Raw genomic sequence first — 20,048 nt, forward strand, 5'->3', positions numbered from 1 at the left:
ACCTTCAAGCTTGTATGTGTCAACAAATCAGTTATGTTCATTGGATGGAAGATATTATGAGATGTTGACATTTTCACCTTTGATAGGACTACTATATCTAACTATGTAAAGTTTTGTAACGACATTCAACATTTCTGGCTTATCACATACTGAATATCTTTTTGAATACTACGAAGTACAAAACTAGATAAGCTTCTATGTCGAGGAACTATGGTAGGTTTATTTAATTTAATATGTTGCCAAACTTCATGATTACCACCTTCTCTAACTTTGTAAAATCCTACACTCCTCATTTCTCTTATAATTTCATTTTTTGATTCATGTGAGAATTGAATAATTGATGTGACATCAGTGGTATTTGTAACAACATCTTCAAAATTTAATATAGCATCATTAAATTCATCTTTATATTTATCCGCTATATCCTGTAAAATACGCGCTATACTTTTAGGTGCTGTGAATATTTCCATCGACCTAATTTTTTGCGAATATTGTTTTATGTGGTGTGACTTATCTAATTTACTTTGAATTTTTTCTAAGAATCTATTTATGGGTATATTGCCATACCTAGACAGGCCTTCAGTAGCCATAATAATTGACCAATAAAGAGATTTAACATATTCAGTCATATTTTGATCAAATGAATTTGGTATGAGCTTAATTAAATTCTTACTATCTAAGTTAGACCAAAGTAATATAATAGGGAATTGATCAGATGAGATTTGAAAACAAGATGCTGCAATTTCTGCCGCTCTATAGTGATGATATCCAAGACTAAAGATAAAAAATAACCATTCATTACTATCGCTCATATATTCTTGAACATCTTCAACTCCTAATTCTACCAGAAAGTTATGTATTCTATTCTTTGCCGGTTCAACTATATTCATAATATGTTCGCTATTACGAAGTACAAAGTCATCATTACGAGCATAGGGAAAATAAATATTATGTAATACTCCAGTTCTTCTATGTAGCCAAGTCATTAAATCAGCATTTTTTTGTCTTAATACTGAATCCCATTGATCATTATCTTTATTATGTAAAATCAGTGATGAAGTTTGATTAGGATAACTCCTCATTTGAGGAATAAAACCCGGTACTGAAAAATAAGAAAAATCTGGCATAGGAAGCATAAGATACCCCGATAATATAAAGTTTATTAATCACCCATCACCCATCACCCATCACCCGTCACCCGTCACCCGTCACCCATCACCCATCACCCATCACCCATCACCCGTCACCCGTCAACAGTCAACCGTCAACAGTCAACAGTCAACAGTCAACCGTCAACAGTCAACAGTCAACCGTCAACCGTCAACCGTCAACCGTCAACTCAGTTTGCACATAAGCAACTTTAGCCTTAATCTCATCCATCGCTAACCACAAATCTAACAAGGCTTTTTCCTCCGGGATGCGTTTCCTTTCATCCCCAATGTGGGGAATCACTTTCAACGCCACCTCAAAGGTCCGCATCAATAAATCATTACTCACTAAGCCAGTATTTTTCATAAACCTACGCACTGGTTCTGTATTTTCCTCCTCCTGGTACAAAGCAATCATGGCGTGAAGTCCATCCACTAAATACCTGGGGGAAAATTCCGTATCAATTACCGAAAAAGCCCCTTTTTTCAGCCGTTGTTGGGGGGTGAGTAATTTACAGAAACCACTACCAGAATCTAATAACTTATGTTGTTTGACCAAATCAGAAACATCAAACCCACCCACCGCTAAAGCCAGTTGTCTAGCTTCATCAAAGGGAAACTCCCGGGCCTCAAAGGTATCCCAAGCTAAAATGTACCATTGAGTTAAAGGGTCAATACCATTCAAGTCTTTACCTGCTAACAACTTTTCCAATCGGTATTCCACCACTGCTTGGCGTACTTCTTCAAAAGCTGCTTTAGGTTCCACCACATTTCCCGCACTATCTAAAATAGAACTGTACCCGGTAAACACCTTTAAAGCACAACCAAAAGCACTCAAACACAAATTAATCCCCGGAGGTTTAATCCGGCGCTGGGGGTCTGCTACCCTATCAGCAGCAGTGCGAGAATCTGCTGTTAAGCATTGTTCTAACTCCGGTGCTGTTTCAAAGACAATATTTCGCACATCCATCCGCACATCATCCCACCAACCTTGTTCCGCCTTGGGGTCACGTTTGCGACATACTAAAAGCACGGTGCTAGATACGGCATTTTTCTGGGCTTGGTGTAAGTTTTGGGGGTTTTCTGTACTCACAGCCCAAGATGCAGTAATTTCAAACCCAGCAGTAATGAGAGATTTAGCTAAGACATCCCACGCCCCAGAGTCTTTGTGGTTAAATTGTACTGTCATGACCCCATGTTCCCGCAGGACCCGGTGGTATTCACCAAAGGCCATGGCCATTTTTGCTTCATAGTCTTGGTTAGCTAGTTCCTCCGGGGATACCCCCATATTACGGAAGCGGGAAGGGTTGGCGACGGCTTCCCGGTCTTTGTCTGTAAGTTCTAGGTAAAATAGTTCTGGGAAGATATCCCCCAGGGTGCGTTTTAGCCAGATATAGAAGAAGTCCGATAGTTCGGCGTATTGAATTGTGGCATAATAGGGGGGGTCGGTGATGACTGCATCAACTGAGTTATCAGGGATATGTGTGAGGTTATCCGCTGAGGCGGAGTGGATTTGAATGAATTTAGAGTCCTGTTGTTGCAATCCTGGGATGGTTGTTGAAGAGGTTTTGGCTCCTAATAATGCACACAGGTTTTTATAGTCTCTTGCTGCTTCTTCTTGACAAGCTTGCCAAAGTTCAATAGCACCATTTACTTCAGGATAGTTCCACATCAAATTAAGCGCGTGTTGTGTAGAACCCTTTTGAATACAGGCTCTGGAAGCATTATAAATAACCATCCTACAATTAGCATCAACGCATCTATCTAACACCAAAGCCAAATAAGTTGAAATTGCTTGTGCTTTCTCCCATTCATGCTCACCTTGAATTAGTGCTTTGGCTTCGTTGATAATTTCAACGTAGGTAACCAGGGTTAAAAGTTGACGGGGGTTAAATAATTTTGACCAATTATCAATTCCAAGAGGAAATAATCTTTCTGTTTCTTGACCATGAGGTACATCAACTATAGGTAAAATATTTTGTAATTCTTCAAAATTGTATTTTAAATATTTGTCAGATTTAATAATTCCTTCAATATCTAAATCACTAATACCCCTAAATTCTAAACTGCTTTTACCTTCCTTATATGCAACTCCATATAATTGATGGTCTAAAATCCCTGCTTGAGCTTGTGATTTAATAACATCATCCTCAATCACATTCCCACAATTAGGGCATTTACCCACACCCCTACTAATGGTAGTTGTAGTGTCAGGGTCATATTCCCCATCATCAGTTTCAATAGTATTCCCCTTACCCTTTTTGCCCTTAACCAATTCAAAATCAACCCGCTTCTCCTCAGGATTAGGAATTGGCTTTACAGCATACCAATCACTTGTAACCTTTCTCGCTTGTCCTTTACCTGCATAATTGCTAGTTTTACTTAACCACCAATTAGGACTTAAAGGAACAACAGACTCACAACTTGGACAAACAACCGTATGGGCCCATAGATAATTCTGCACCTTTTCCCCTGGTAAAGAAGGAAAAAACTCAGCCAATCTTTTCTCGGCTTCATCCCCCACCCACTTCACCCACTTATCAATATCATGCTGTAAATCAGCCCCAAACTTGAGGGGATATTCCATGGCCGCCTTCATGGTCACCACCGCCACAGGATTTAAATCAGAAGCCAGGACATTTAACCCATACCTCACCGCCTCAAAGGGGATACTCCCACCCCCAGCAAATGCATCTAACACCGTTGGTGTGGGAGTTCCCCACAGTTTCTCACAATAATCATGCACCTTCTGAATTTGCACAGAATTAGGAAGGGTTTTATACAGCCTTACCTCTTTCCCTGGTACTAACCCCAGCAAATATTGAAACTCATCCATGGTGATATCTGCTGGTAGTAGAGAAGCCAAGACACTAGCGCGACTAAAAGACAAAGGCTTACGAGAATACCAGCGATGTAATCCTTTAAATGGATTTCCCCCGTGTTCAAAGTTTACCTGCTCGTTTAATACTTCTACAGGCATCATTTTTTCAATAAATACGGAGGGGCGGTTTTCCATGGTGGTTGACGGTTGACGGTTGACGGTTGACGGTTGACTGTTGACGGTTGACTGTTGACTGTTGACGGTTGACGGTTGACGGGTGACGGTTTTAAGCACTTATCACATACTGAATATCTCTTTGAATACTACGAATTACAAAACTAGATAAGCTTCTATGTCGAGGAACTATGGTAGGTTTATTTAATTTCAAATGTTGCCAAACCTCATGATTGCCACCTTCTCTAACTTTGTAAAATCCTACACTCTCCATTTCTCTTATAATTGCATTTTTTGATTCATCTGATAATCTAATAATTGATTTGGAATCGGTGGTACTGGTAACAACATCTTCAAAATTTAATATAGCATCATTAAATTCATCTTTATATTTATCCGCTATATCCTCTAAAATACGCGCTATACTTTTAGGTGCTGTGAATTTTTCTATCGACCTAATTTTTTGCGAATATTCTTTTATGTGGTGCGACTTATCTAGTGCACTTTGAATTTTTTCTAAAAATCTATTTATGGGTATATTGCCATACATAGACATATCTTTAGTAGCCATCATAATTGACCAATAAAGATATTTAACATATTCAGTCATATTTTCATCAGATGAATTTGGTATCAGCTTAATTAAATTCTTACTATCTAAGTTAGACCAAAGTAATATAATAGGGAATTGATCACATGAGATTTCAAAACAAGATGCTGCGATTTCTGCTCCTCTATAGTGATGAGGTCCAAGACTAAAAAGTATAGATAACCATTCGTTACTATCTCTCATATATTCTTGAACATCTTCAACTCCTAATTGTACCAAAAAGTTATGTATTCTATTTTTTGCCGGTTCAACTAGATTCATAATATGTTTACTATTAAGAATTAAAAACTTATTGTTAGGAGCATAGGGGAAATAAATATTATGTAATTTTCCAGTTTTGTTATGTAGCCAATTTATTAAATCAGCATCTTCCTGTCTTAATACCGAATCCCATTGATCATTGTCTTTATTATGTAAAATCAGCGATGAAGTCTGATTAGGATAACCCCTCATTTTAGGAATAAAACCCGGTACTGCAAAATAAGAAAAATCTGGTATGGTAAGCATAAGATACCCCGATAATATAAAGTTTATTAATCACCCGTCACCCATCACCCATCAACCGTCAACAGTCAACAGTCAACCGTCAACCGTCAACCGTCAACAGTCAACCGTCAACAGTCAACCGTCAACAGTCAACTTTTACCATCAAATTCAACCTGTCAACTGGATTCCGATTCAATGCTTGTTTAATAGTAGTGATTTCTGTACCATCTGGTTGTACAGGTGATGAAAATTCAAATATCAGCTTTAGGGACACATCAGCTTGTACCTCCTGGTTATTTAGCAAGCTGTTAATAATCCCCTGAAAACTCTGAAAACCTTTGACTGGTCCTTGATACTCTAACCTGATAAACTGTTCCCCCAGGCTAATGGTGGCTAACTGGTCAATTTGTAAGGGGAATTTGGCCAACAGAGCTAAACTCGTCATCAACTTGCGATAGTCCATCACCTTTGTAACAGCTAGTTCTAGAGACTTGATACCCTGGATTTGATTATCTTTAACACAATCTCCCAACTGAGTAAATACACTATTAGGTGTTCCCTCCCACTCAAACTCTTCTGGTTTAGCCTTCAGAAGAGATAAATTATTCCAGGACTCTCCGGTTTTTTCCTTACCGTTAGGTGTGGAAGGTATACCAGTACCGTAACTAAAAGTACTCGCTTGGGTTGCTTTTTCCGCAATTTCCCCATTGCCGTAGTCCGCTACAATTTTAAAAGTTGTGGTTTGGGAAATTCCCATTTCATATTCATCACTGGGGCGAAATTCCTTTTCAACTAAATCCCCATCCTGATAAAGCTTAATTGTCAAAGCCCCCGCAGCTTTCCACCGCACCCGCACTGGTTTTACATTATCATTACTAGACATAACCTGGGCATTGAGTTCAATTTCCCGAGGTTTCGGGATGTGAAGAATTCCCCGGCGATAAAGTTCTAGGCCATGACTAAACTCAATTGGTGGTAGTTGACTGTTGACCGTTGACTGTTGGGTGTAAATGAAAACTTTTTCCCCCATCTTCATATCCCATTCACCAGTTTCCAACCCCCGGCGGATGGTATCTCGCAATTTGGATAATTCAGCATCAAAGAGTATATTTAAACCTAGTTCTTTAGCAAAGGCTTCTTTTAAGGCTTTAGTTGTCCAATAACTTAACCCAGAAGGCCAGACCTTCTGTAAAATGTAAGCTGGTGCATAGGGTGGTGACTCTTCAGCACGTATCTTTTGACAATCTTTCAGGGCTTTTAAAATTACATCTTGTTGATTATTTTTACCCTTGACATCGCTGGAATCTTGTGAAGGCAATGTATAGTGCATCAAGCCCTTGGGAGCTTTCACTGGGTCATTAGCAGGGTAAAATAAATGGCGATAGGTATTAGTTAAAGACACTCTTACCCATAAATCCAAAAAACTTTTTTTATCTTTTAGTTGTTTCTGTTGACTTTCTGACAAATCTTGCAAGCGATTGGGAGAATTGAGAATATTTTGAATAGCGCGAAATTCCCTAGCATTCTCAATTGCTCGGTGTAATTCTTGTTTATTAGCAACTAAAAATAATAAGCGATTCCTAAAAATCCGAAATTTACCCGAGTCTCCGGTTTCATTAAAAATTCTCTCCACAAGTGGAGGTGTTCCGTCAGTGGTTGCAGAAATAGTTGCTTCATTAAAGCCAATTAAACACAAAGCAATACTATCTGAAACATCATCTACATCACAGGGTGATTGCGGTGCGGAAAATAGCTTGAAGAATTTATTAGCAAAAATAGTATCCCGGCGATTTTGTAAATCTTCCTTGGCTTCAGCAATTCCCACTTGGGCTTTTTCTTCGGCAATAATTTTATTAATTGATGGTTCTTCTTTAAAGCGAGCCAAAGTCGTGATGGGGTCGTCGTCCAAATACCAAGCAACTTTATTCAGTCTTTCTAGGACTGTATCCACAAATCCAATTTCTAACCCCGGTGTCAACAAAGATAAATTTAATTCAGCGCGACGAATACCAGATGCTGTCCCTTGGTTAATAGAATGTAAAAAAATAGTCCGGGCTACCCAGGTGGAAAAGGGAGGTTTACCCCCTGCTGACCATTCTGCATCTTGTAACTGGGCGTGGGCTTCCCTCCCGGTGGGATTATAAATATCAGCCTGGATTGTTATCCGCATCAAGGGACGTTCTAACCGGGAAGTTAAATCACTGGTAATTTCTTCCTCAATCCCCACTGGAATGTGGTGGGGATGAATTAAAGGTATCCAGTTTGTTAACTGGTGACTGGTGACTGGTGAGCTATTGTAACTTTGCCAAAGATAACCTATGAGTTTGGCAAATAACCGCAATGCGCCTCTAGTGCGTTGGAAGTTGGGAATGGAAGCGATTTTTTTAGTTAGTAAGTTAAATAGTTCTGGGTGAAAAGGATAACTCTGTTCGATGCTCTCAGCGTAACGCGCATCTTTACAACCATCCGGTAAGTTAATGCGACTAGCTTTATAACTTTGTAAATATTCCCTGGCTGCATTAGCAGCAGCACCGGGTTGAATACTGCTGAATATTCGTTGTTTGACAATATTATAAATTTCAATATCCGTACTAGGTTTGAGGATGCGTTCTTGACGGGAAGTGGCAGAAATTGCTTCCCGGATTTCCGTGGTTTCTTCCCCAAAACTGTCGCTAGAAGAAGCCAGGGTATAGACAAACACTAAGTTATTACAAGCTGCGGCTAAGTCCATCAAGGAGAATAAAAACGCCACAACTTGTCCTGCTAAATCACTGTTACCAACTATGGTGGCTTTGGCTGCTCGCAAATATCTGGCGATTTCGTCTAGGATAACCACTGTGGGTTGTCCTTGGAGTATCTTTTCTAAAACCACTGTTCCGGGACTAACTCGCTGTTCATCGGAACCTTTCAGTAAACTATAACCTTCTACACCACCAATTTGATAAGCAATTTCACCCCACAGGGTATAGGTGGTAATCCCAGTATCTTCATGATAAACCCCGTTTACTGGGTCAAGGTCTTGACAGGCTATGGCGGTTGCTTGAATTGGTCGGTGTGGAATTAAATTAACATCAGCAAATCGGTCTAATCCAGAAATATCCCGCCCATTTTTGGCAATGTGCCACAAAGCTATTTCATCGTGGGTTTTACCACCCCCAAAGCTTGTTTCTAAGCGAATAATAGGAGAACCAACACTAGCCCCCGTTAAACGCCCAAACACTTCAGAAATTAAAGTTTTTAAACCTTCAGTAGCAAAAGTATTGGCAAAAAACTCTTGGGGGTCTTGGTAGACACGGGGTGCTTTCCCCTCTACCACCAGTCGCAATTTGGCAGCAAATAATTCGGGAGCAAGTTCCCCTGCTAAGATTTCTTCCCTGGGAATGCAAGTTTTGAATACTGATGGAAGCATAGGACTAAGGAGATAGTTTATACTTATTGACTCACACAGTTAACTCTTCTGAAACTTCAACCACTAGCTCGACGGATTTATCATCTCAAAATCAGGACTTTCATTAAAAATTCAATACCCTTCAAACAGCTTGTAGAGAATTGTGAGTGCGTAAGTAATAAAGTTAAAGCTACACACAAACTATGTTTGACATACTAGCACTACTGCAATGACGGCTACCACAAATCGAAATAACATAACCGAGATTGTCTGAGCAAAAACATCAGCCATGGCCTCACTTTCCCTAGCTGATGCCAATACAAGCAAAGAAATTCATTACACTGAAGTTAGTTGCCATGCTAGGATTGATCCCATAAAGTCCATGACTGAACAAACTACTAGAATATGTATCCTTGGTGGAGGCTTTGGTGGTCTCTACACTGCCCTTCGCTTAAGCCAATTACCTTGGGAAAACGGCGAAAAACCTGAAATTGTCCTGGTTGATCAAAGCGATCGCTTTATATTTGCTCCTTTGCTCTATGAATTACTAACCGGTGAACTACAAACCTGGGAAATTGCCCCACCTTTTACAGAACTGCTACAAAGCACAGGAGTGCGTTTTTGTCAAGCTGTTGTCTCAGGAATTAATACAGAGCAACAACGGGTACAATTACAAGATGGGTTGGAAATCTCCTACCACCGATTAGTGTTGGCTTTGGGGGGAGAAACACCCCTAGACATGGTTCCAGGTGCCACATCTTACGCTTACCCATTCCGCAATATTAGCGATGCATATCGTTTAGAAGAACGTCTGCGAGTTTTAGAAGAGTCCGATGCAGAAAAAATTCGTGTAGCCATTGTTGGTGGTGGTTACAGTGGTGTGGAATTAGCCTGTAAGTTGGCTGATAGACTAGGAGAAAGAGGACGTTTACGCCTGATTGAAATTGGTGATGAAATTTTACGCACTTCCCCAGAATTTAACTGCGCAGCTGCCAAGAAAGCTTTAGAAGCAAAAGGCGTATTTCTGGACTTAGAAACCAAAGTTGAATCCATCCGTCAGGATACCATCTCCCTACAATACAAAAGTCAGGTGGATACAATTCCCGTGGATTTAGTAATTTGGACTGTGGGAACAAGGGTTGCACCTGTAGTCAAAACACTACCTTTAAAGCAAAATCACCGTGGTCAGATAACTACCACACCTACTTTACAAGTATTAGATCATTCAGAAATCTTTGCCTTGGGAGATTTAGCAGACTGTCATGATGCTGAAGGTCAACAAGTCCCCGCCACAGCCCAGGTAGCTTTTCAACAAGCCGATTATACTGCCTGGAATATCTGGGCTTCTCTGACTAATCGCCCTTTACTGCCTTTTCGTTACCAACAGCTAGGGGAAATGATGGCATTAGGCAAGGACAACGCCACCCTCACCGGTTTAGGTGTCAAATTAGATGGTTCTTTGGCATATGTCGCCCGTCGTCTTGCTTATCTCTATCGCATGCCAACTTTCCACCATCAACTCAAAGTTGGTTTTAATTGGCTAGTTCGTCCTATTATAGATACACTTTCTTAGTAGTATCTGGTGTATTCACCAAAATCTCACATCCCACATTCATAATTATACAAGGTTTGATGGAACCACCGAAAGTTATTCTTTTAGATGCTGTGGGCACACTCTTTGGGGTAAAAGGCAGTGTGGGCGAAGTTTACAGTCAACTAGCCAAGGAATTTGATGTTGAAGTTTCACCAGAAATATTAAACCAAACCTTTCTGGAAAGCTTTAAAGCATCACCACCACCAATATTTCCCAATGCGGAATTACAAGATATTCCTCAACAGGAGTTTCATTGGTGGCAGAAAATTGTCTTAAATACCTTTGCAAATGCTGGTGTTCTGGAAAAATTTGCTGATTTTCCTGGTTTTTTTAGTGAACTCTATATTCACTTTGGTACCGGGGAACCTTGGTTCGTTTATCCTGATGTATTGCCGTGTTTGACAGATTGGCGAAAACAGAACATTGAACTAGGGATATTGTCCAATTTTGATTCCCGTATTTTCTCAGTGTTGCAAAGTTTAGAATTGAGCAGTTATTTTTCCTCTGTCACCATTTCCACCCAAGCCCATGTAGCTAAACCTGATCCCCAAATTTTTGCCATGGCTTTAGCAAAACATAATTGTCCCCCTGAAGCAGCTTGGCACATTGGCGATAGTCTTGTAGAGGACTATCAAGGAGCCAAAGCTGCTGGCCTAAGGGGTATTTGGATTAATCGGGAAAAAACTTCTTGACCTATGTCGTCAACTCCTTACACCCCACCCCACAAGGGTAAGTTTTTTTACGTTGTGGTGAGGGTAAGACTTGGAAGACAAGGAGGTTTATGCCAATGTGTGTTTTTCCACACATTTAAAACTTATTAAAAGCAATCGATGGAGAAAAACAAAGGTGCTAACTATAGCAAAAACCGACGCGCCAGCATAAAACTAGAAATTGATTTAGCATCCACCGGGTCCCCTTGGAGAATAGCTTTCTCCAACTCCTCTGGAGTCATTAACACAGTTTCAATATCCTCATCTTCATCTTGTTTTGGCGGGTTGTCCAGCTTTGTCAAATCTCGCGCCAGAAAAGCATAAATAATTTCGTCAGAATAGCCAGGAGCCAGGAAAAATTCCCCTAATGTGTCCCACCTTTGGCTGGTGTAACCGGTTTCTTCCTCAATTTCCCGCTGTATTGTCTCCAAGGGATTTTCATTTTGTTCCAAGGTCCCGGCGGGAAACTCTAATATCCTTCTTTGAGTTGCAAAACGATACTGGCGCACAAGTACAAGTTTCCCCTCCGGGGTGACAGGTACGGCTAAAGCTCCACCAGGATGACGAATACATTCCCAATCTCCTTCTGATTTGTTAGGTAAACGCAGGCGATTGACTTCAAAATCAAACTTGCGACCTTTGTAAAACAAGCATCGTTTCAGTAGTTGTGGTAATTCTCTACCTAATGGCATAGTAAACTTTTCTTCAGGGTACATATACATACAACACTGTTCTTGAGTAAAAACAGTATTTTTTATATTTATGGGTAGTAAATTTAAGTAATGGCGTTTAATAAATGTACATCACAACAGTCCACCTCTTTAACTAAATCTCTAATTCTACGCTGAGAAATTGGTTCCACCCAATCTGGGGCAATTTCTGCCAGGGGTATTAAGACAAAAGCCCGCCATCGCATTCGGGGATGGGGAATCTGGAGTTGGGGCGTATCCATGATTAAATCCTCGTACAACAACAAATCTAAATCAAGCGATCGCGCACCCCAGCGCTCTTGACGTACCCGCCCAAATTGTTCTTCAGTTGCCAATAAAGTCTCCAATAGCAAATATGGTGGCATTTGCACTTGTAATATGGCGCAACCGTTTAAATAATCTGGCTGGGGTGGACCTACCGCTTTAGTTTTATACCAACTGGATTTAGCTTGTAGCTTAATTCCAGGTGTTTTGGCTAACTTCTCAATAGCCGCTTCTAAAATGTTATGAGAATCACCAAGATTACTACCGAGGGCAATGGCAGTAACTTTATCTGTAGTACCTTCACTAGATACCTTTAATGAACTTGCTGGGTTGAACAATTAGCTAAAACTGGTGTATTAATACTTACAAAAAATTAACGAATTTCCCTAAAATATTCTTATCTATTACTGAATTCAGTTAATTATTTATAGGCTAATATACTAACACAACCATGGTGCGCTAACCCAAAGAATGTTATGCAGCCAATTTCATCTAAGTGAGATGTACAACACCAGGGAGGATGGTTACCCCACAAGATTTATCATCTTGAAAGTTGTACTTCTTTTACTTCTAAAGTGCTGTATGTTGGGTAAGTCTTAGGTATTTCTAGAGGAGACATAATCTGGGAAAGCTCACCTCCTAGTTCAAGCAAAAATCAACCAATTTTATGAACTTTGATAAGGAGGAAATGCCATTGACCCCTGGTAATCATTACGAGGATGAAGCAGCTAAAAATCAGAGCTTACCACCCACAAGATTTATGATATCAAGGCAGTTATGGAGTCAAATTAACCGTGTCTCCTCTGGAATACATAGTGTATTTGGAAACCGCAATAGACTTTTTTATCGTACCATCTGGTTTTGGGCAAGTTTGGGCATAGGTATTACTGTAGGTGGCACAATCATTGGCTTACAGTACTTTATCGGCAGAATAGATCAAACTTTGCCAGATAAATCCCAACTGCAAGTAGCCAGCCGAGGGGAAACCTTAACCATCAAAGCCGTTGATGGAACCATATTACAACAACAAGGTGAAGCCACCAGGAAAACACTGAGAATAGAACAAATACCTGAAGAACTCAAACAAGCCTTTATTGCCTCAGAAGATAGAAGATTTGCCAATCATCATGGTGTTGATGTTCAAGGAATTCTCAGAGCAGCTTGGAATAATTTGCGATCGCACACTGTAGTAGAAGGTGGTAGCACCATTACCCAACAGCTAGCCCGAATTCTGTTCCTCAAACCAGAGCAAACAATCTGGCGCAAACTCAAAGAAATCCGTCTAGCTCAGAAAATGGAGCAAGAGTTGACCAAAAACGAGATTCTGGAACGTTATCTCAACTTGGTTTATCTAGGCTCTGGAGCTTATGGTGTAGCAGATGCTGCCTGGGTATACTTCGGTAAAACCGTAGATGAACTCACACTAGCAGAAGCAGCAATGATTGCGGGATTAGCTCCGGCTCCCAGTTTATACTCCCCAGTGCAAAATCCCACAGTTGCAATACAAAGGCGAAATATGGTGTTGCAGCGCATGTATAAAGACAAATTAATTACAGCAGTGGAAAGACAAGCATCTGCTCAAGAATCCCTCAACCTGAATAGTAATTTTCCCCAACGCCTAGAAGTAAAATTTCCTTACTTTGCCAGTTACATCCTTCAAGAATTACCCAAGTATGTTTCCCCTGACCTAATGAAACACGGAGGTCTAGTAGTGGAAACCACCCTGAATCCCACTTGGCAAGAAGCCGCAGAAGCCGCAGTTACTAAAACACTAAAAAATCAAGGTCGCTGGCAGAACTTTACCCAAGGAGCCTTAGTAGCCATAGACCCCCGCAATGGTGAAATTCAGGCCATGGTGGGAGGCAAAGACTTTAGTAAAAATCAGTTTAATCGAGTTACCCAAGCAAAACGTCAGCCAGGCTCAACATTTAAGGGATTTGTCTATGCCGCAGCCATAGCTACAGGTAAAAGTCCTTACGACACCTATGTGGATGCACCTTTTGTCGTTGATGACTACGAACCAAAAAATTACGGTAGAACTTTTCGTGGTTCCATGACCATACAAGATGCCCTCACCCGTTCAGTTAATGTAATTGCAGTAAAGGTATTGCTGGATGTGGGATTTGAGCCAATTATTAATACTGCCCGCAACTTGGGGATCAAATCACAACTCCAGCCCACCTACTCCTTAGCCCTGGGTTCACATGAAGTAAACCTGCTGGAATTAACCAATGCTTACGGCAGCTTTGCCACCCAAGGAATGTACATAGAAGCCCATGGCATTCGCCGTATCCTCAACCGACAAGGAGAAGTAGTTTGGTCAAATAATTTCCAACACCACCGAGTTCTTGACCCCACCACCGCCGCAATTATGACCTCCATGCTCCGCAACGTTGTGGAAGCCGGCACTGGGGGACCTGCCCAATTAAGGAACAGACCCGTGGCAGGCAAAACAGGAACCTCTGACGAAGCCCGGGATTTGTGGTTTATTGGTTACATTCCTCAACTAGTCACAGGTGTTTGGTTCGGTAATGATAACAACCGTCCCACATCAGGCGGTAGTGGCAGTGCTGCTTACACTTGGCACCAATTTGTGGCAAAAGCAGTGGAGGGAATGCCCGTAGAAAAATTCCCCGACAAACCTAAACTAAAAGGTCGCCTAGGTAGTATTAAACCCAAACCTATCAAAGCTAAATCAGTACAGCATCCCTAGCCATTTATAGGTGAGTTTTTCCATCTTTGATCTCAAGTATTTGAGCATATACAAAGGGGTTAACCAAGGTTAACCCCTAATTATTTGACAGCAATCAACTTGATTTTTTGTAAAAGGACTTAGTTATTACTCATCCTTTGACGTGTATCAATGGTACTCAAATTTTTCAGGATGTGTCCACGTTGTTTTGAGCTATGTCAAAGTTTCCACTGAAAATCAACAGGGACACATTGAGATTTTGTTATCAAAGCTGATATATTTTTTCTCTAATCAGCGAAGGGGTCAACTCCCATGTTTACAACAGCATTTCGCAAAACTGTAATTTGTTGACCAAAATCAAGTTCCTTAATAGCTTCTAGTAATTGTATGACCTCCGCACATGGCTTGTAGCTGGAAGGAATTGGCGCAACTAAGCCTTGGGCCATCAATTCTGACAATTCAAACCAAAAAGCCAATTTTGTATTAACGCTCCAAATTCCATAGGAACGGCTAATTTGTGTATTTCTTTTAGCAGCTATGTCTCGCATCACCTCTAACTGTTGAGTATGAGACATTTGCTTGATTTGATTGAGTACACCCTCAGCAAACTGCATACGTGCAGCCCCTGGGGCAGCAGGGGTAATAGAACGACCCATTTCAGTGTACACACACCATAGTAGCGCTAGCTGGTCGTCAACACTAAGAGACTTAAATGACGTGGTGGTGGCGGTAACACCGTTTTCCCAATTGGTGCTGGAATCAAAAATGTTAGTAAATCGATTTGATTCTGTTGTAACGTTCATATTTTTACCCAAAATTTTTGGTAAGTGTCCACTCAACTATTTGTCGAATTGAGACCCATGTCCTTATGTAGACAAAAGTTGAGCTTTAGAGGATACCCCAGAAGTGAAGGAAACCTTTACCAGAGAATAATTCGATTAGAGCTGCTGCTAAAAAACCGATCATTGCTAGACGACCGTTCCAATTTTCGGTTTGAGGAGTAAATCCCCAATTCCAACCGTTGCGGTTTTCTGTAGCTTGTGTTGTTGTTTTCATGGTTAACTTTTTCGCTGGGAGTTGGTGCAGGTTTTTCTTTCCCCTGTTAAGTAATATAACAGATATTTTAAAAAATGTAACAAAACCTTGCAAAAGAGTTTCTAATACTATCCATAACAATGCAATATAATTGGTAAATACCAAGATCCTCGGATTGTTCATTGGGTTCCCTAGGTTACTACTCTGTTGCTACCCTCCGAGCTATCCTCAACTTGGCGGAACGCGATCGCGGATTCTGAGCCAATTCTTCCTCGCCAGCAGTGATTGGTTTTTTAGTCAAGACCTGTAACAAAGAAGAATTGCGTAAACCATGCTTCACCAGACGATCTTCCAAACTGTGAAAACTGATGATGGCAATTCTACCCCCAGGAACCAAAGCATCAGGTGCTTGGGCCAAAAAAGTTTCTAAAGACTTTAACTCATCATTGACCACAATTCGCAACGCTTGAAAAACCCGTGTAGCGGGGTGAATCCGACCATAGCGATATTGACGGGGAACACCATAGGCGATGGCCTCAGCTAATTCTGTAGTAGTTTGAAATGGTCGTCTTTCAACGATGCGTTTGGCAATGCGGCGGGATAGTCGTTCTTCACCGTATTTAAAGAAAATATCTGCCAATTCTGCCTCATCCCACTCATTAATCACATCAGCAGCCGTTAAAGATTGTCGCTGATCCATTCGCATATCTAGATTTGCGGTGTGGCGAAAGCTAAAACCTCGGGATGGTTGGTCTAAATGGTAAGAACTCACACCCAAATCAGCCAAAATACCATCAAAACTGTGAGGGGTATATTTATAAGTCGAAAAATTGCTGAGAATCAACTCCACCCTGTCACCAAACTCAGCCAAGTGTTTTTGCGCCGCTAGCAAAGCATCCTGATCTTGGTCAATGGCCGTCAGCCGCACATCAGGTGCAGCGTCTAAAATCAAGCCACTGTGACCACCACCCCCCACTGTTGCATCCAAATAATGACCGCCGGGACTTACGGCCAAGCCCTCAATGACCTCTCGGCTTAAAACTGGCACATGAAGAAATTCCTGCGCCTCAATTCCCTGAATCTCAAGCTCCATATAATAATAGTTGAAGAAGTGAAACAAATTGAAACATCAAGTACAATCCCCTCGCTGCCACCCCCTCTCCAACATACTCTGTATGGGTGATAGATGTAGACGCTCCTAGAGCGACTTCTCAATAATATTTCCCCTACAAATTTTGGCAGACACGAACAATCGAGTCTGGTGGGCTTTATGCGGTTCAAGTTGAAATTTTTATAACGGGAGAACAAGGAATTTATGGCAAGACTAGAAACCCGCACCGAACCTATGGTGCTGAATATGGGGCCACATCACCCCTCTATGCACGGGGTTTTGCGGTTAATTGTCACACTGGATGGGGAGGATGTGGTTGATTGTGAACCTGTCATCGGCTATCTGCACCGGGGAATGGAAAAAATTGCTGAGAACCGTACTACTGTCATGTACGTCCCTTACGTTAGTCGTTGGGATTACGCCGCAGGTATGTTTAACGAAGCAGTCACCGTCAACGCCCCAGAGCAACTCGCCGGTGTAGCCGTCCCCAAACGCGCCAGCTACATCCGGGTAATTATGCTGGAACTGAATCGAATTGCCAACCATTTGCTGTGGTTTGGCCCCTTTCTCGCCGATGTAGGCGCTCAAACTCCGTTCTTTTACCAGTTCCGAGAACGGGAAATGATTTATGATTTGTGGGAAGCAGCCACAGGATACCGGATGGTAAACCACAACTACTTCCGTGTTGGTGGTGTAGCAGTTGACTTACCCTATGGTTGGGTAGATAAATGTTTAGATTTCTGCCACTACTTCCTCCCCAAAGTAGACGAATACGAACGCCTTGTCACTGACAACCCCATCTTCCGCCGTCGCGTTGAAGGTATTGGTACTATTACTCGCGAACAAGCAATTAACTGGGGACTATCTGGCCCTATGTTACGCGCATCTGGGGTGAAATGGGATTTACGCAAGGTTGACCATTACGAATGTTACGACGATTTTGACTGGGACATACAGTGGGAAACAGCCGGGGATTGCTTTGCCCGTTACGTTGTGCGGATGCGGGAAATGCGTGAATCTGTCAAGATTATTCGCCAAGCAATTAAAGGACTACCAGGAGGCCCCTACGAAAACCTAGAAGCCAAGCGCATGGCCGCAGGCAAAAAATCAGAGTGGGATGCCTTTGATTACCAATACATCGGCAAAAAAGTTTCACCTAGCTTTAAAATCCCTAAAGGTGAAATTTATGCCCGTGTGGAAAGCGGTAAAGGTGAACTGGGAATTTATCTAGTTGGCGATGATAACGGCTTTCCTTGGCGCTGGAAAATTCGCCCGGCTGATTTTAACAACCTGCAAATTGTCCCGGAATTACTACGAGGGATGAAGGTTGCAGATATTGTCGTCATTCTCGGCAGTGTTGACGTGATCATGGGATCTGTAGATAGATAGCACCAGGGAATAGGGACTGGGAATGAGTCATTGGTGAAGAGAAAATTACAATCCATCCCTCCCCCAGTCCCTAATCTCTCTCTGAAGAAACTTCCAAATTAAAAAAACATCCAATAACCTAACAAAATAAACCTCTTTTTTCTGAGAAATTCCTCGTACATCAGTAAACATCACCGAAACCATTAATATGAGAAACATTAGCCTATGGAGAAGATATTTTAAAAGTTATGATTAATGTGTCAAACATTGTTTTAACCGCCTTCCCCGTTCCCTAAGACGAAAATTACCCATTGATAAAGTTATAAAACAACCTCTGAAACTCACTAACTAACCTTGCCATCCATGCCTCTGTCGCGCATAGTCACGCTGATTGTTGGTTTAATCCTCATTTTGGGATTAAGCCTCTGGCTGATTGATTCCCTCTCTCGGCTTTACTGGCAGTTGTCTTATTCTCCACTGCTGGGCAATTTGCTGCTGTTATTGCTGGTTTTGTTAATAGGAGGCTTGGTCGCCGCCTTCGTTTATTATGTGTTGATACTTCAAACTGGGGAACAGCGATGGCGCCGCCAACGCCTTTCAGTTACATCTGCCAAAATTCCCGCTGGTAAATCCGATGCAGCTTCCACAACTTTACAAGCTGTCAAGCAACAAGTGGCTCAAATTCAAGATGAAGTTGCACGACAAGCTTTATTAAGTAAATCACGGGAAATTGAAGTCAACCTGGCACGGGGAGAAATTCAAGTAGTTGTATTTGGTACAGGAAGTGCCGGCAAAACTTCTTTAGTCAATGCTATTATGGGGCGGATAGTAGGTCAGGTAAATGCCCCCATGGGAACTACTCAGGTGGGGGAAACTTATTGTTTACGCTTAAAAGGATTACAACGCAAAATTTTAATTACCGATACCCCAGGGATTTTAGAAGCCGGGGTGGAAGGAACGGAAAGGGAACAACTAGCCCGAGAACTAGCAACTTCGGCAGATTTACTGTTGTTTGTGGTAGATAATGACTTGCGCCGCTCTGAATATGAACCTCTACGCAGTTTGGCAGAAATTGGCAAGCGATCGCTTTTGGTTCTTAACAAAACTGACTTATATACAGAGGAAGATAAAGAATCTATTCTCGCCCAGTTACGTCAACGAGTGCGGGGATTCATTGCTCCAAATGATATAGTAGCCATGGCCGCTAATCCCCAAACAGCACAACTAGAAAATGGCGAAATTTTCCAGCCAGAACCGGATATTGTACCTTTGCTGCGGCGTATGGCGGCGATTTTACGGGCTGAGGGGGAAGATTTGGTAGCTGATAATATTCTCTTGCAATCCCTACGCCTGGGAGAAGAAGCCCGAAATCTAATTGACATCCAGCGTCGCCGTCAAGCTGACAAGATAGTGGAACGGTTTCAGTGGATTGGTGCAGGTGTGGTATCAGTTACCCCTCTACCAGTTGTAGATTTACTGGCAACAGCAGCTGTGAACGCTCAAATGGTGGTAGAAATTGCCAGAGTTTACGGTTGTGAATTGAACATGGAACGGGGCAAAGAGTTAGCTCTTTCCTTGGCCAAAACCATTGCTAGTTTAGGTATAGTCAAGGGAGCAATTCAATTGCTATCTACTGCTTTGCAATTTCATCTTGCCACCTTTGTCATTGGTAGAGCAATTCAAGGTGTGACAGTAGCTTACTTAACACGAATTGCTGGTAAGAGTTTTATCGAATATTTTCGCCATGACCAAGATTGGGGTGATGGCGGTATGACTGAGGTAGTAAAAGAACAATTTAAGCTCAATGGCCGAGATGAATTCATTAAGGCTTTTATTCAAGAAGCCATCGCCCGTGTGGTACAACCTTTGACCAAGAACTCGGAAGTTATAGAACATGATCAAGAAGCCAAAAGTTAGGATGGCCAATACCAACAACT

At 41.6% G+C, this 20,048-nt stretch carries 14 protein-coding genes; 5 read left to right on the forward strand and 9 right to left on the reverse strand.

Annotated features, from left to right (window positions below):
* Positions 1-125 precede the first annotated feature (125 nt).
* The 4 genes from NWP25_RS10665 to NWP25_RS10680 all read right to left on the reverse strand — a co-directional run bounded on the left by NWP25_RS10665 (position 126) and on the right by NWP25_RS10680 (position 8,648).
* The gene (locus tag NWP25_RS10665; protein WP_280699353.1) at positions 126-1,136 is read right to left on the reverse strand and encodes a type II toxin-antitoxin system HicA family toxin; all 1,011 of its coding nucleotides are present in this window, start codon (positions 1,134-1,136) and stop codon (positions 126-128) included.
* A gap of 184 nt (positions 1,137-1,320) precedes the next feature.
* Complete coding sequence (locus tag NWP25_RS10670) at positions 1,321-4,263, reverse strand: DUF1156 domain-containing protein (protein WP_280699355.1); 2,943 nt, start codon at positions 4,261-4,263, stop codon at positions 1,321-1,323.
* A complete protein-coding gene (locus NWP25_RS10675; protein WP_280699357.1) occupies positions 4,256-5,260 on the reverse strand; it encodes a type II toxin-antitoxin system HicA family toxin in 1,005 nt (334 codons plus the stop codon). The genes NWP25_RS10670 and NWP25_RS10675 overlap by 8 nt, the downstream gene beginning before the upstream one ends.
* 121 nt (positions 5,261-5,381) lie before the next feature.
* Complete coding sequence (locus NWP25_RS10680; RefSeq protein WP_280699358.1) at positions 5,382-8,648, reverse strand: ATP-binding protein; 3,267 nt, start codon at positions 8,646-8,648, stop codon at positions 5,382-5,384.
* A gap of 361 nt (positions 8,649-9,009) precedes the next feature.
* Here NWP25_RS10680 and NWP25_RS10685 point away from each other — a divergent pair, with 361 nt between their 5' ends.
* Positions 9,010-10,200, forward strand: a complete 1,191-nt coding sequence (locus NWP25_RS10685) for an NAD(P)/FAD-dependent oxidoreductase (protein ID WP_280699362.1) — start codon at positions 9,010-9,012, stop codon at positions 10,198-10,200.
* Positions 10,201-10,259: 59 nt separating this feature from the next.
* Positions 10,260-10,913 carry an HAD-IA family hydrolase gene (locus tag NWP25_RS10690; RefSeq protein WP_280699359.1) on the forward strand — a complete coding sequence of 218 codons (654 nt, stop codon included), beginning with the start codon at positions 10,260-10,262 and terminating at the stop codon, positions 10,911-10,913.
* Positions 10,914-11,074: 161 nt separating this feature from the next.
* Here the strand turns inward: NWP25_RS10690 and NWP25_RS10695 are convergent, their stop codons facing one another.
* Together NWP25_RS10695 and folK are read right to left on the reverse strand one after the other, a co-directional pair.
* Positions 11,075-11,623, reverse strand: a complete 549-nt coding sequence (locus tag NWP25_RS10695) for an NUDIX hydrolase (protein ID WP_280650444.1) — start codon at positions 11,621-11,623, stop codon at positions 11,075-11,077.
* Between the two features lie 83 nt (positions 11,624-11,706).
* Positions 11,707-12,243, reverse strand: coding sequence for a 2-amino-4-hydroxy-6-hydroxymethyldihydropteridine diphosphokinase (folK, locus tag NWP25_RS10700; RefSeq protein ID WP_280650435.1), 537 nt, complete (start codon positions 12,241-12,243; stop codon positions 11,707-11,709).
* Positions 12,244-12,665: 422 nt separating this feature from the next.
* Between folK and NWP25_RS10705 the strand changes: the two genes are divergently transcribed.
* Positions 12,666-14,618: a transglycosylase domain-containing protein gene (locus NWP25_RS10705; protein ID WP_280699363.1), complete on the forward strand. Its 1,953-nt coding sequence runs from the start codon at positions 12,666-12,668 to the stop codon at positions 14,616-14,618.
* Between the two features lie 266 nt (positions 14,619-14,884).
* On the opposite strand, the gene NWP25_RS10710 is transcribed toward NWP25_RS10705, so the two are convergent.
* From NWP25_RS10710 to rsmH, 3 genes are all read right to left on the reverse strand, one after another.
* Positions 14,885-15,400 carry an orange carotenoid protein N-terminal domain-containing protein gene (locus NWP25_RS10710; protein ID WP_280688179.1) on the reverse strand — a complete coding sequence of 172 codons (516 nt, stop codon included), beginning with the start codon at positions 15,398-15,400 and terminating at the stop codon, positions 14,885-14,887.
* An 85-nt stretch (positions 15,401-15,485) separates the two neighbouring features.
* Complete coding sequence (locus NWP25_RS10715) at positions 15,486-15,653, reverse strand: high light inducible protein (protein WP_280650433.1); 168 nt, start codon at positions 15,651-15,653, stop codon at positions 15,486-15,488.
* Between the two features lie 178 nt (positions 15,654-15,831).
* Positions 15,832-16,725 (reverse strand): 16S rRNA (cytosine(1402)-N(4))-methyltransferase RsmH, encoded by an 894-nt coding sequence (rsmH, locus tag NWP25_RS10720; protein WP_280650432.1) that lies wholly within the window; start codon positions 16,723-16,725, stop codon positions 15,832-15,834.
* Positions 16,726-16,947: 222 nt separating this feature from the next.
* Here rsmH and NWP25_RS10725 point away from each other — a divergent pair, with 222 nt between their 5' ends.
* Both NWP25_RS10725 and NWP25_RS10730 read left to right on the forward strand, forming a co-directional pair.
* Positions 16,948-18,132, forward strand: coding sequence for an NAD(P)H-quinone oxidoreductase subunit H (locus NWP25_RS10725; RefSeq protein WP_280650431.1), 1,185 nt, complete (start codon positions 16,948-16,950; stop codon positions 18,130-18,132).
* 342 nt (positions 18,133-18,474) lie between these two features.
* Entirely contained in the window at positions 18,475-20,028 is a 1,554-nt protein-coding gene (locus tag NWP25_RS10730) for a YcjF family protein (protein ID WP_280650430.1), read from the forward strand.
* Positions 20,029-20,048 lie beyond the last annotated feature (20 nt).

Source organism: Umezakia ovalisporum Ak1311 (assembly GCF_029891685.1).
Lineage (GTDB): Bacteria > Cyanobacteriota > Cyanobacteriia > Cyanobacteriales > Nostocaceae > Umezakia > Umezakia ovalisporum.